Source organism: Streptomyces sp. NPDC093591 (assembly GCF_044764885.1).
GTDB lineage: Bacteria > Actinomycetota > Actinomycetes > Streptomycetales > Streptomycetaceae > Streptomyces.
Window position 1 is genome coordinate 187,621 of record NZ_JBIWIY010000001.1, and the last position, 13,742, is coordinate 201,362.

Here is a 13,742-nt window from a genome sequence, read left to right on the forward strand (position 1 = left end):
AGACGGGGGAACAGAGAACATGCCCGGGAGTCTGCTCGACGCCGACGCCGTGATCGGCTGCCCGCACGGCGGTCGCGTCACCGCGGCCACCACACCCTCCGGCGGCGTCCGAGCCGGTGGCGCCGCCGTCGCCACAGCCGCGCACAGCTACGTCGTCACCGGCTGCCCGCACACCGTCAACGGCGTGCCCGCGCCCTGCGTGACGGTCCGCTGGACCGCCCACGCCTCCGGCATCACCGTCGACGGCGCACCCGTGCTGCTGGACACCTCCGCGGCGGAGTGCTTCAGCGCGGCCCTCGTGCCGCAGGGGCCGCCCGTAGTCCAGGCCGCGCAGCGAAAGGTCACCGTCCGATGAGCCGCCGAACCAGTCAACGCCCCCGCAGCGACATCGCGTTCCCCTTCCGCGCCGACCGCCGGGGCCGCACCGCGCACGCCACCCACGGCGAGCACGTCCACGACCTCATCGAACAGCTGCTGTTCACCAGTCCCGGCGAACGCGTGATGCGCCCCGACTTCGGCTGCGGGCTCCTCGACCTGGTCTTCGCGCCGACGAGCCCCGAACTCGTCAGCACCCTCGAACTCTCCGTCCAGGCCTCGCTCCAGCGCTGGCTCGGCGACCTCATCGACGTGGAGGCCCTCGACGTGATCAGCGAGGACAACGTCGTGCGCGTGTACCTGTCGTACGCCATACGCGCCGACGGCACCCGGCGCGACGACGTGTTCGAAGGGAGGGCCACGGCATGACCGGTACGACCGCCACCTCCCGCCGGAGCAAAGTACGAGCCGCGCAGCTCAACGGCATCGACGCCGTCGAGGTCAGCGACGACGGGCTGCTGCTCACCGTCACCTTCCTCGGCAAGGCACCCCACGGCCTCGGCTCCGAGAACGTCCGCATCGACGGCGGCCGGCGCATCACCGGCATCACCGCCGTGGACGTGAGTGTGGAGCGCGAGGAGGACCCGGAGCTGGACGACCGGCTCTACGTCACCCTTGACCAGGCCGGCGACACCTCCCGCTACCGGCTCTCCCTCGTCGAGACCGACCCGTACGGCCGCCCTGGCACCGAACCGTTCCGCGGCTTCGACCAGCGCTACCACCGGGCCACCTTCGCCTTCCGGCCCGACTGCCCCACCCCCTTCGACTGCAAGGAAGACGAGCAGCCGGAGACGGACTTCCCCGCCGCGCCCGTCGTCGACTACACGGCCCGCGACTACGACACCATCCGCAAGCTGCTCCTGGACCGGCTCGCGCTCACCACCCCCGACTGGGTGGAGCGCAACCCCGCCGACCTGGGCACGACCCTGGTCGAGCTGCTCGCGTACACCGGCGACCAGATCAGCTACCAGCAGGACGCGGTCGCCACCGAGGCCTACCTCGACACCGCGCGCCGCCGCGTCTCCGTACGGCGGCACGTCCGGCTCATCGACTACGCCATGCACGACGGCTGCACGGCCCGCGCCTACGTCGCCGTGCAGACAGCCGGCGACCACACGCTCGCCCCGGGCACGTACCGCTTCGCCTCCGTCGACGTCCGCTCCCTCGACCCGCACGACCGTCCCGAACCCGGCACCGTCATCGACGAGGCCGACCTCGGCGACCTCGACGAGCGCGGCTCGGTGGAGGTCTTCGAGCCGGTCGTCACCGCCGACCCGCTGGAGCTGCGCGTCGCGCACAACGCGATCCGGCTGTGGACCTGGGGCGGCGAGGTGTGCACCCTGCCGAAGGGCGCCACCTCCGCGACCCTGCGCGACGAGTGGGTCGACGCGGAGACGTGCCGCGATCGCCAACTCGACCTGAAGCCTGGTGACGTGCTCGTCCTGGAGGAGGTCAAGGGCCCGCGCACCGGCACCCCTGGCGATGCCGACCCGAGCCACCGCCAGGCCGTCCGCCTGACCTCCGTCACCCCGGCCGTCGACCGCATCGAGGACCAGCCGGTCCTGGAGGTCACCTGGGCCGCCGAGGACGCCCTGCGCTTCCCGCTCTGCCTCGCCACCCGCGGCGGACGCGACTGCCTGCCCGTCGAGGACGTGACCCTCGCGCGCGGCAACGTCGTCCTCGTCGACCACGGCCGCACCCTGCACGGACTACCCGAGACCTTCACCGTCCCGCAGGTCCCGGCTGTCGTCGCTCCCTGCGACCCGCCGTCCTTCGGCTGCTACGACCGCGACGAGGGCAACGCACCCGCCCGGCTCATCAACTCCCTTACGGATCAGGCGGAAGCCGGCGAGGCGCTGACCCCGGACGACATCCACGAGCTCTTCGAGGTCGTCGGCGAATCCGCCACCAACCGTGCCGGGCTCGGCCTGGAACGAGCCGGCCAGCGCCACGAGCGGGTCGTCCCCGGCACGGCGTACGCCCAGGCGGCCGCCCTGCGCACGCTCCTCGCCCAGTCCGTCTACCCGGGCATCCAGCCCCGCTTCCGTCCCGTCCTCGGCCGTGCGCCCGTCGTGCAGGCGGTGCCCTTCCCCGACCTCGGCACCGTCGCCGCCGGGCAGGCCGAGCGGATCGCCGCGATACCGGGACGGGTCCGGCAGCGGCTCGTCGAGCTGTGGCGCAGCGCCCGCGACCGGGACGGGCTCTCCGAGCAGGAGATCGCCGAACTCGCCGTGATCTACGGCCTGAGGATCCTGGAGAGGATCGAGCTCCGCCGCCATCCCGTCCGTGCCCTGCGCGAACTCCTGCACCGCAGCGACGAGTTGCTCGACGCCAAGCTGCGCCGGATCGAGGTCCTGACCGCACGCGCCCGCGCGGGTACCGTCCTCGACGGACACATCGCCTGGGAGATCGCCCACAGCTGGGGCCCGGCATACGCGGCCGGACTGCACCCGGAGGAGCCGGTGCTGCGCGGTTCGGCGACCGCCGCCCTCGACCTGGACCCGCGCCGCGCCCTGCCCGCCGTACGCCTCCACGAGAGCGGCGACGAGGACGCGGTGTGGGAGCCGCGCCGCGATCTGCTCGACAGCGGCCCGCGCGACCGCCACTTCGTCGGCGAACTCGAGGACGACGGCCGCCTCGCCCTGCGCTTCGGCGACGGGCGGCACGGCGCGAAGCCGACGCCCGGATCCCGCCTCGCCCTGCACTACCGGCTCGGCGGCGGAACGGCCGGCAACGTCGGCGCGGAGGCCATCAACCACCTCGTCGTCCAGTCCGACTGCGAGCCACCGCCCGCCGCCGTGGTCCGCAACCCGCTGCCCGCCAAGGGCGGCATCGAACCCGAACACATCGAGCAGGTACGCCAGTTGGCTCCGCTCGACCTGCGCCGCACCCGCCTGCGCGCGGTCACCGCCGAGGACTACGCGGCCCTCGCCACCGCCCTGCCCGGCGTGCAGCGCGCCGCGGCGGAGCTGCGCTGGACCGGCAGCGTCCAGGAGGCGCATGTCGCGATCGACGCGTACGGCACCGGCGCCCCGTCGGCCGAGCTGCTGGACTCGGTCGCCCAGGCCCTGGAGCCGTACCGGCGCATCGGCCACGACCTCGTCGTCGGCGCCGCGCGTCTCGTACCGCTGGACATCGCACTCACCGTGTGTGCCGAGCCCGGCCACCAGCACGGGCAGATCCTGGCCGAGCTGTACCGCGTACTCGGCAGCGGTGTGCGGGGCTTCTTCCACCCGGACGCGCTGACCTTCGGTGAACCGGTACGGCTCAGCCGCCTGGTCGCCGTCGCGGCGGCCGTGCCCGGCGTGGAGAGCGTCCAAGTCACCCGGCTGCGGCGGCTGTTCGAGCCGGACCGAGGAGAGAGGGAGGACGGCGTGCTGCGGCTCGGCCCGCTGGAGATCGCCACCTGCGACAACGACCCGGACCGGCCGGAGAACGGCCGGCTGGCGATTTCCCTGGGAGGTGCCCGATGACGACGGACTCGACGATCGACGAGTGCGCCTGCGGCGGCGCCTGCCGCGGCGGCCACGACGAGCGCCTCACCCCGGCCCCCGTGCACAACCCGCCCGGCCGCACCGCCCTCGACTACCGCGTCGGCGAGTACGGCTCCTTCCGGGCCGCCCTGCTCGACCGCCTCGCCTCACCGGCGTACCCGGCCCTCAACGGCCTGACCGTGCGCACGCCGGACGACCCGGCGATCGGCCTGCTCGACGCCACCGCCGTCCTCGGCGACCTGCTCACCTTCCACTCCGAGCGCATCGCCGACGAGGCCTACATCCGCACGGCCAACGAGCACCGCTCCCTGGTCCTGCTCGGCCGCCTCGTCGGCCACCGCCCGCGCCCCGGCGTCGCCGCCGCCACGCATCTGGCGTACACGCTGGAGCGCGACCCGCGCGCCGAGGCGCTGGCCGTCACCATCCCGCGCGGCGCCCGCAGCCACAGCGTGCCCGCCTCGGCCGACGAGCAGTCGCTGACGTTCGAGACGAGCCGCGACCTGACGGCCCGCTGGGACTGGAACGAGCTGAAGGTCCGCCGCAGGCGCCCCACCCTGCTCACGCCTGAGGACCTGGAGCGCCGCTCGGAGATCTACGTCACGGGCACGGCGAACTCCCTCCGGACCGGAGACCAGTTGCTCTTCGTCTTCGGCGAACAGGCGGGCGGCGCACGCAAGTTGCTGCCCGTCGCCAAGGCCCGCGTCGACCGGGACGACGAGATCACGGCGATCTCCCTGCCGAAGTCGGCCCCGCCGACCCTGAAGGAGCTGGTCGACGAGGTACGGCGCTGGACGGCGCCGCAGGCCCCGGGTGAGCCCGGCGACGAGCCGCCCACGCCCGAGGTGCCCAATCCGCGGCCGGTCAGCCGACTGATCGAGGACTTCGAGGACCAGGTCCTGGAGCCCTTGCGCGAGGACCTGGACGGCATCAAGACCCCCGAGCGGCTCGCGGCCCGGCTCACGGAGCCCGTCGCACGGCTCGGCGAGGCGCAGGTGCTGGCCGAGCCCTACGAGGACGTGGCGGCGTGGTTCGAGCAGCTGGAGGCGGTGCTGGCCGAACTCGCGGAGCGGGCACTGGAGTTGGCGCCCGCGCAGCCCGCGGAGGCCGAGCCGGGAGTGCGCGACGCGCAGGAGAGCGAGCGGGCCCGGGCGTCCGGCGTCGACCCTCGCGCAGCCGCCCTCCACACCCTGGGTGCCGTCCTCCCCGCCCTGCGCGGAGCGACACCCGCCCCCCACGGCGGCACCGGCCGCCAGCGCCCCGGAGGCGACACCGCACGTCTGCTCTCCGTCCTCAACCCCGCCCTCGGCAGCCTCTACCCGGCCTGGCGAACGGCGGCAGCCGCCGCCCCCGGCACCCGTCAGCTCCTGCGCGAAATGCTCGCCATGCGCGTCACCGCCGCCCCCTTCGGCGCCACGGCCCCGCTCAAGCCCGTCCAGGACGACCGCGGCCGGGTCATCCGCACCGCCGACTGGCCGCTCACCGGTGCCGTGCTGGCGAGCATGCGCGTCGTGTACGACACGTCGGGCCGCACACCGGTCCGGGCGGAGTTCCAGTACGTCGAGGGCAGCAGCTCCGACCAGCGCGCCGAGAACCTGAACACCGCCCAGCCGGTGACGTTCCCGCTCGGCACGGGCCAGGTCGAGCTGTCGGTGCGCTCCAGCCAGGACCGCGACCTCAACTGGCTCAACCGCCGGCCCACCGACTCCCAGGAGCCCGGCGTGACGGCCCGCCTGCTCTCGGGCCTGCCGGAGCGCACGCTCTTCGTGTCCCGGCCGGACGACGAGGGCCTGGTCCACGTCGGCATCCACAACGGCACGTCGGAGCAGATCTCCCTGCGGCCGAACGCCAGTGAGCAGTTCACGCACGGCGAGTACGAGGTGAGCCTCAAGTACACGGTGGGGACCACCGAGCCCAACGTCGAGATCGTCATCGCGAGCAAGCCGGAGCCCCTCAACCGCCGCGTCCTGCAGCTGGACTCGGTGCACACCGGCATCACGGTCGGCAGCTGGGTCGCGATCCAGCGCCCCGCCAAGGGCGCCCAGGACGGCATCCCCGGCGACGCCAAGCTCGCGTTCGTCACCACCCAGGTCGCCGCGGTGCGTACAGCGGCGTACTCCAACTACGGCATCACCGGCTGCGGCACCGAACTCACCCTCACCGAGCCGTGGTTGGACGAGTTCGACGTCCTGCTCTCGCACATCCGCGACACCACCGTCCACGCGGCGGGCGAGCCGCTCCGCCTCGCCGACGAACCGCTCGGCGAGGACGTCCACGGCAACGAGATCGAACTCGCCGAGCTGTACGACGGGTTGCGGCCCGGACGTACCCTCGTGGTGAGCGGCGAGCGCGGTGACATCCCGGGGACGACGGGCGTCCGGGCCACCGAGGTCGTCACCCTCGCAGCCGCCGACCAGACCGTCGACCTCCAGCTCCCCGGCGACCACGTCCACACCCGCCTGACCCTGACCGCCGGCCTCGCCCACCGCTACCGCCGCGAGACGGTCAGGATCCTCGGCAACGTCGTCGAGGCCACCCATGGCGAGAGCCGCGAGGAGGCCATCGGCAGCGGCGACTCGGACCGCGTGAACCAGACGTTCGCCCTGTGGCAGTCCCCGCTCACCTGGCTCGCCGACGACAACCCCCTCGGCGCCACCCCGGTGCTGGAGATCCGGGTCGACGGCGTCCTCTGGCACGAGGTCGACAGCCTCGCCGGACGCGGCCCGGGCGAGCGGGTCTACATCACCGGTTCCACCGCCGACGGCCGTACGACGGTCACCTTCGGCGACGGCATCAACGGCGCCCGGCTGCCGTCCGGCCACGAGAACATCCGCGCCCGCTACCGCTTCGGCACCGGCAGGGCCGCCAACGTCGCCGCCGACCGCGTCACCCAGCCCCTCACCCGGCCGCTGGGCGTCACCCAGGTGACCAACCCGCGCCCGGCGAAGGGCGGCGCGGACGCGGACGGCCCCGGCCTGACCCGCCGTACGATCCCGCTGGCGGTCTCGGCCCTCGACCGCCTGGTCTCGGCGTCCGACTACGAGGACTTCGCCCGCTCCCGCGCCGGCATCGGCCGGGCCGCCGCACGCGAACTCTTCGACGGCCGGCGCCGCGTACTGCACGTGACGGTCGCGGGCACCGACGATGTGCCGATCGACGGCGACTCGGACACACTGAAGGCTCTGCGGGGCGCGCTCACCGAGTACGGGGACATGAACCTTCCCGTCCGGGTGGACGTACGTGAGCTGGTCCTGCTGCTCGTCGCCGCCAAGGTGAAGGTGGCCAAGGACCACGCCTGGGAAATCGTCGAACCGCGGCTCCGCCAGGCCCTGCTCCGCCGACTCGGCTATGAGGGACGTGAGTTGGGGCGCCCCGCCCGTCTCTCCGACGTCCTGGCCACGGCCCACTCCGTGCCCGGCGTCGACTACATCGACGTCGACGTCTTCACCGGCGTGCCCGCGTCCGCGACGCCCGGGGAACTCACCGGGATCCTCACCGACCCCGGCCCGCCGAAGTCGTCGGTCCCGGCGCACCCGGCGACGTACGACGAGAAGATCCACACCGTCCGCGCCGCGAACGGCGAGACGCTGTCGGAGATCTGCGCCAGGTACGGCGTCCCGCTCGCCGAACTCCTGCGCCTGAACCCCGACATCACCGACACCCGGCGCCTGGCGAAGGGCCGTTCGGTGTTCGTCTTCCGCGGTATCCGCCCGGCCCAGCTCGCACTGCTGTCGCCGAGGGCCGCGGACACCCTGATTCTGACGGAGGTCAAGTGATGTCCCCGGACGTTGAGTTCGAGACGCAGACCCCTGCGACGACGTCCAGGGAACCCGACGGGCTCGCCGAGCTGCTGCCCCGCTGGCACCTGCTGCGCGACGCCGAGGAGGGCGAACCGCTGCGCGCGCTGCTCGCGGTGATCGCCGAGCAGCTCGACCGGGTCCGCGACGGTGTCCAGCAGGGCTACGAGGACCTGTTCGTGGAGACGGCGGCGCCCTGGGTGCTGCCGTACCTCGGCGATCTGGTCGGCTACCGTACCCTGCCCGGCTACGAGCGCGTCCTCACGACCGGCCTGCACGACGGTGGCCGCGCCGCCCTCGCCGAGGCCGTCGCCCCGCGCGCCGACGTGGCCGCGACGGTCGCCAACCGCCGCCGCAAGGGCACCCTCCACCTCCTGGAGGAACTCTCCGACCAGGTCACCGGCTGGCCCGCCCGCGCCGTCGAGCTGTCCCGGCAGGTCTCCCACACCCAGCCCGTGAAGCTGTACGGCGACACGGGCGCTCACCGCGGCGAGCGCGGCCGTCTCGTCGACCTGCGCGACAACTCCGCCCTCGACCTCGCGGGCGGACCCTTCGGCGCCACGGCCCGCACGGTCGACGTGCGCCGCGCCAACTCACGCCACAGGCAAGGAGGTTGGACGCCCGCCGGAGTCGCGCTCTTCGTGTGGCGGCTGAAGGCGCACTCGCTCACCCAGTCCCCGGCGTACTGCATCGACCGCGCCCGCAACCTCTACACCTTCTCGATCCTGGGCAACGACACCCCGCTGGTCACCAAGCCGTTCCCGGAGCCGTCGCCCACGCACATCGCGACCATCGACAACGTCCCGGCCTTCATCACGCGCCGCCGGCTCCACGACCGGCTCACCGACTACTACGGCCCCGGCAAGAGCCTCGTCATCCGGCGCGACGGCGAGGACCAGCCCGTACCGCCGTCCGACATCGTGGTCGCCGACCTGTCCGAGTGGCGCTACCGGCCCAAGCGCGGCCAGGTGGCCGTGGACCCGGAACTCGGCCGGATCGCGTTCGGCTCGCGGTCGGCGCCCCGGCAGGGCGTCTGGGTGGACTACCACTACGCGTCCGCGGCCGACATGGGCGGTGGCGAGTACGACCGCCTCGACCGTGAGCCCCGTCCCGACGCCGAGGTCTACCGGGTCGGCCCCGGGCAGCCGTACCGCCAGATCATGGACGCCTACCGGGCCTGGCAGCACGACCGCCGCGCCGACCGGACCGGCCCTTCCGGCATCATCGAGATCACGCACAGTGGCGCCTACCAGGAGCAGCTGGACTTCGACCTCGACCCCGGCGACCGCCTCGAAGTCCGGGCCGCCGAGGGCACCCGGCCGGTGATCCGCCTGCTCGACTGGTACAGCAACCGCCCCGACGCCCTCAACATCCGCGCGGTGTCCGAGGACTGCGCCCCGCACGAGCGTCCGCGCATCGTGCTCGACGGGCTGCTGGTCGCCGGACGCGGCATCAACGTCACCGGCCCGGTGGGCGCGGTCGTCGTACGGCACTCCACGCTCGTGCCCGGCTGGTCGCTGGAGCCGGAGTGCGATCCGCACTCGCCGGAGGAGCCCAGCATCGTCCTGGAGCGCACCACCGCGTGCCTCCAGGTCGAGCACAGCGTCCTCGGCACCATCGAGGTCATCGGCGACGAGGTGAGCGAGGAACCGCTCGACATCCACCTGCGCGACAGCATCCTCGACGCGACGGGCAGTGACCGCGAGGCCCTGTCCGCGCCGGACTGCCGCCACGCGCACGCCGTGCTGCACCTGCACCGCACGACCGTGATCGGCGAGATCCACACGCACGCCGTGAAGATCGCCGAGAACTCGGTCTTCACCGGCCGGCTCCACGTGGCCCGGCGCGGCATCGGATGCATGCGGTACTCGTACGTACCGGCCGGCTCGCGCACCCCGCGCCGGTACCGCTGCCAACCCGACCTCGCCGGGCCCGAACAGGCCGGTCGCGTACGGCCGTTGTTCACCTCCGAGCGCTATGGGACGCCCTGGTACGGGCTGCTCGCCGACCGGTGCGCCGAGGAGATCCGGCGCGGCTCGGACGACGGCGCCGAGATGGGCGCCTTCCACGACCTGTACCGGCCGCAGCGCGAGGACGGCCTCAGGGCTCGGCTCGCGGAGTACACCCCCGCGGGCACGGACGCCGGGATCTTCTTCGTGACGTGAGCCGCACCCACCGACTTTGCGAACCCGCACTTTCCTGAACCAGGGGGACCCCCTTCATGCACGCTGACCTCTCCCGCCTCACGTTCCGCCCGGAACGGCGCTACTCGGCGGTCGTCGCCCAGCAAGGACGCGTCCAGCTCGACGCCGACATCAACGAGCAGACGGCGATCCAGCTCCACCAGGCCCGTACGTTCGCCGCCGATCTGATCGGCCGGTACGGCGGACCGAGCGGCGCCGCGGGCTTCAAGATCGACTATGTGGGCGGCAGGCACGACATCGACACGCTCTTCATCCACGGCGGCCGCTACTACGTCGACGGCATCCTGGTCGACGCGACCCGCCCGGCACCCGGCGTGCCCGTCCCGGACGACGACGCCGAGGACTCCGCGGAGCAGGACGCCGCCGCCCCGCCCGCGTACTGGACCTACTGGGACCAGCCCGACGGCTTCCGCGACCCGGAGAAGCCCGGCGACCGGCTGCCCTCGCCCGCCCAGTCGCCGTTCGTGGTCTACCTGAAGGTGTGGGAGCGTGCCGTCTCCGCCGCCGAGGACCCCGCGCTGCGCGAGGTCGCGCTCGGCGCGGCGATGCCGGACACGGCCGCCCGTGTGAAGGTCGTCTGGCAGGTGCTGCCGCTGTCGCTGGCGGCGCTGGAGATCGAGGAGACCGAGCCGTCCAAGGCGGTCGTCCGGGCCGCCTTCGACAACTGGGCCAAGAAGCAGGCCACGTCCAACGCGCGCCTGGCCGCCCGCAGCGAGCGGCCCGACCACGCCGACGAGGACCCGTGCCTCGTGAAGCCGGACGCCCGCTACCGCGGCCAGGAGAACCAGCTGTACCGCGTCGAGGTGCACGCGGGCGGCGCGGCGAAGGACGCCACCTTCAAGTGGTCCCGCGAGAACGGTTCGGTGGTCTTCCCGGTCGACGAACTCGACGGCACCTGGGTGCAGTTGGCGTCCCTCGGGCACGACGACAAGCTGGACCTGGACGTCGGTGACCACGTCGAGTTCGTCGACACCGCGTACGCCTCCTGCCTCGAACCCCTGCCCCTGCTCCGGGTCGAGGAACTGGACCTGCCGGGCCGCCGGGTGCGCCTGTCCGCCGAGCCCGACCAGTCCGTCGGACGGCTGCCCCACCTCAACCCGTTCCTGCGCCGCTGGGACCACCACGAGGGACCGCGGCGCAAGGGCCGTACGACTGCTCTGAAGGCCGGTGCGGTCCCCGTCGCGGAGGGGGAGTGGCTGCCGCTGGAGGACGGCGTCGAGGTGTACTTCGCCAAGGGCGCCACCTACCGCACCGGCGACCACTGGATCATCCCCGCCCGCACCGCCACCGGCAGCGTCGAGTGGCCCACGGACCCGGCACGCCGACCGCTGCTGCGGGGCCCCTTCGGCATCGTCCGCAGCTTCGCGCCGCTGGCCCTGGTCAAGGGCGAGGGCGGCACCGTCGACCTGCGCCTCGCTTTCAACCCGCTGGCCAGCAGCATTCCGGCCGCGGACGAGGCGACGCTCGCGGCGGAGGAACAGGCGCGCCGCGAGGAGCAGTTGGCGGAGGACCCGTCGGGCGGGCGGTCGCAGACCACGGCGGACGCCGAGGCGGCGGCGGAGGGAGACGAGTAATGGCCAAGCCCCTGAGCGCGTCCAAGATGGTGGAGATCCTCCGCGCGGAGGGTCTGACGGTCCACGAGGTGCGCAGCTGGCGCACCCACAACCGCAACAGCAAGGGCGCCTGGGGCCCGGTGAACGGCGTGATGATCCACCACACCGTCACCAAGGGCACCGAGGCGTCGGTGAACATCTGCTACAACGGCTACTCCGGCCTGCCGGGCCCGCTCTGCCACGGTGTGATCGACAAGAAGGGCCACGTTCACCTCGTTGGCAACGGCCGCGCCAACCACGCCGGCCTCGGCGACAGCGACGTCCTGCGCGCCGTGATCAACGAGTCGAAACTGCCGCACGACAACGAGGCCGACACCGACGGCAACGCCCGCTTCTACGGCTTCGAGTGCATCAACCTCGGCGACGGCAAGGACCCCTGGCCCGAGGCGCAGAAGGAGGCCATCGAGAAGGTCTCGGCCGCGATCTGCCGCCACCACGGCTGGAGCGAACGCTCGGTCATCGGCCACAAGGAGTGGCAGCCGGGCAAGACCGACCCGCGCGGCTTCACGATGGACGGGATGCGGGGGCGCATAGCGCAGCGGCTGAAGGGCGGCGGCGGTGGCGGTGAGCCCGCCCCCGACCCGACGCCCGTGCCCAAGCCGAAGTACGTGCCGTTCCCCGGCAGCGGCTTCTTCCACACCGGCCAGAAGTCCCCGATCATCACGGCGATGGGCCGCCGCCTGGTCGCCGAGGGCTGCGGCCGCTACGAGGAGGGCCCGAGCCCGGAGTGGACGGAGGCCGACCGCCGCTCCTACGCCGCCTGGCAGCAGAAGCTGGGATTCAAGGGCAAGGACGCGGACGGCATCCCCGGAAAGGTCAGCTGGGACAAGCTGAAGGTGCCCGACGGGGGGAAGTGAACCCGGCCTGGCGCGGAGCCGCCCTCAATACCCCGTGGAGGTATTGAGGGCGGCTCCGACTTGTGTGACGGGTCTTGCTCGGCACCCGAAAACAAGTCACACTGGTACCGAACGAATGGTCGGTTGGGAAGCCGGAAGTCGGAAGCTGGTATCGATGACATCGGTGACGGAGCAGCTGCAGGAGCACTTCGATGCGACGATCTCGCGCGACCAGCGGATCGAGCCGCGCGACTGGATGCCGGACGGCTACCGCAAGACGCTGATCCGCCAGATCGCGCAGCACGCCCACTCGGAGATCATCGGCATGCAGCCGGAGGGCGAGTGGATCACGCGGGCGCCGTCGCTGCGGCGCAAGGCGATCCTCTTCGCCAAGGTGCAGGACGAGGCCGGGCACGGGCTGTATCTGTACTCGGCGGCGGAGACCCTGGGCGCCGACCGCGCGGACCTGACGAACCGGCTGATCGAGGGCCGGCAGAAGTACTCCTCGATCTTCAACTACCCGACCCTGAGCTTCGCCGACGTCGGTGTGATCGGCTGGTTCGTGGACGGCGCCGCGATCTGCAACCAGGTGCCGCTGTGCCGCAGTTCCTACGGACCGTACGCGCGCGCGATGGTGCGGATCTGCAAGGAGGAGTCCTTCCACCAGCGGCAGGGCTACGAGCTGCTGATGACGATGATGCGCGGCACCGAGGCCCAGCGGGAGATGGTGCAGGACGCGGTGAACCGCTGGTGGTGGCCGTCGCTGATGATGTTCGGCCCGCCGGACGACGCCTCGCCCAACTCCGCGCAGTCGATGGCCTGGAAGATCAAACGGCACAGCAATGACGAGCTGCGCCAGCGGTTCGTCGACATGACCGTCCCGCAGGCCGACAAGCTCGGCGTCACCCTGCCCGACCCGGAGCTGCGCTGGAACGCCGAGCGCGGCCACCACGACTTCGGCACCCCGGACTGGGACGAGCTGATGCGGGTCATCAAGGGTGACGGGCCCTGCAACGACCAGCGGATGGAGCGGCGCAGGAGCGCCCACGAGGAGGGCGCCTGGGTGCGCGAGGCGGCCACCGCCCACGCGGCCAAGCAGGCCGCCCGCGCGGAGAAGGGAGCGGTGGCATGAGCGCCGACCAGAAGGACTGGCCGTTGTACGAGGTGTTCGTGCGCGGAAAGCGCGGGCTCAACCACGTCCACGTGGGCTCGCTGCACGCCGCCGACGACCGGATGGCGCTCACGCACGCGCGGGACCTGTACACGCGGCGCAACGAGGGCGTGTCCATCTGGGTGGTGCGGTCCGAGCACATCGCCGCCTCGACCCGCGACGAGAAGGACCCCTTCTTCGCGCCCAGCGCCGACAAGGTCTACCGCCACCCCACGTTCTACGACATCCCCGACGACGTCCCGCACATCTGAAGGA

General features: G+C 72.5%; 9 protein-coding genes. All 9 read left to right on the forward strand.

Annotated features, from left to right (window positions below; genetic code table 11):
• Positions 1–19 precede the first annotated feature (19 nt).
• A complete protein-coding gene (locus tag ACIREI_RS00815) occupies positions 20–355 on the forward strand; it encodes a hypothetical protein (RefSeq protein ID WP_403325714.1) in 336 nt (111 codons plus the stop codon).
• Positions 352–744, forward strand: coding sequence for a GPW/gp25 family protein (locus ACIREI_RS00820; RefSeq protein WP_403325715.1), 393 nt, complete (start codon positions 352–354; stop codon positions 742–744). The genes ACIREI_RS00815 and ACIREI_RS00820 overlap by 4 nt, the downstream gene beginning before the upstream one ends.
• Positions 741–3,848, forward strand: coding sequence for a putative baseplate assembly protein (locus ACIREI_RS00825; RefSeq protein ID WP_403325718.1), 3,108 nt, complete (start codon positions 741–743; stop codon positions 3,846–3,848). Before ACIREI_RS00820 ends, ACIREI_RS00825 begins: the two co-directional genes overlap by 4 nt.
• Complete coding sequence (locus ACIREI_RS00830) at positions 3,845–7,642, forward strand: putative baseplate assembly protein (RefSeq protein ID WP_403325720.1); 3,798 nt, start codon at positions 3,845–3,847, stop codon at positions 7,640–7,642. The genes ACIREI_RS00825 and ACIREI_RS00830 overlap by 4 nt, the downstream gene beginning before the upstream one ends.
• A complete protein-coding gene (locus ACIREI_RS00835) occupies positions 7,642–9,828 on the forward strand; it encodes a hypothetical protein (protein WP_403325722.1) in 2,187 nt (728 codons plus the stop codon). The genes ACIREI_RS00830 and ACIREI_RS00835 overlap by 1 nt, the downstream gene beginning before the upstream one ends.
• Before the next feature lie 56 nt (positions 9,829–9,884).
• Positions 9,885–11,441, forward strand: a complete 1,557-nt coding sequence (locus tag ACIREI_RS00840) for a DUF6519 domain-containing protein (RefSeq protein ID WP_403325725.1) — start codon at positions 9,885–9,887, stop codon at positions 11,439–11,441.
• Entirely contained in the window at positions 11,441–12,337 is an 897-nt protein-coding gene (locus ACIREI_RS00845; RefSeq protein ID WP_403325727.1) for a peptidoglycan-binding protein, read from the forward strand. Before ACIREI_RS00840 ends, ACIREI_RS00845 begins: the two co-directional genes overlap by 1 nt.
• A 115-nt stretch (positions 12,338–12,452) precedes the next feature.
• Positions 12,453–13,448 carry a 1,2-phenylacetyl-CoA epoxidase subunit PaaA gene (paaA, locus tag ACIREI_RS00850; protein ID WP_403325730.1) on the forward strand — a complete coding sequence of 332 codons (996 nt, stop codon included), beginning with the start codon at positions 12,453–12,455 and terminating at the stop codon, positions 13,446–13,448.
• A complete protein-coding gene (gene paaB, locus ACIREI_RS00855; protein ID WP_403325733.1) occupies positions 13,445–13,738 on the forward strand; it encodes a 1,2-phenylacetyl-CoA epoxidase subunit PaaB in 294 nt (97 codons plus the stop codon). The genes paaA and paaB overlap by 4 nt, the downstream gene beginning before the upstream one ends.
• The last annotated feature ends 4 nt before the right edge of the window (positions 13,739–13,742 follow it).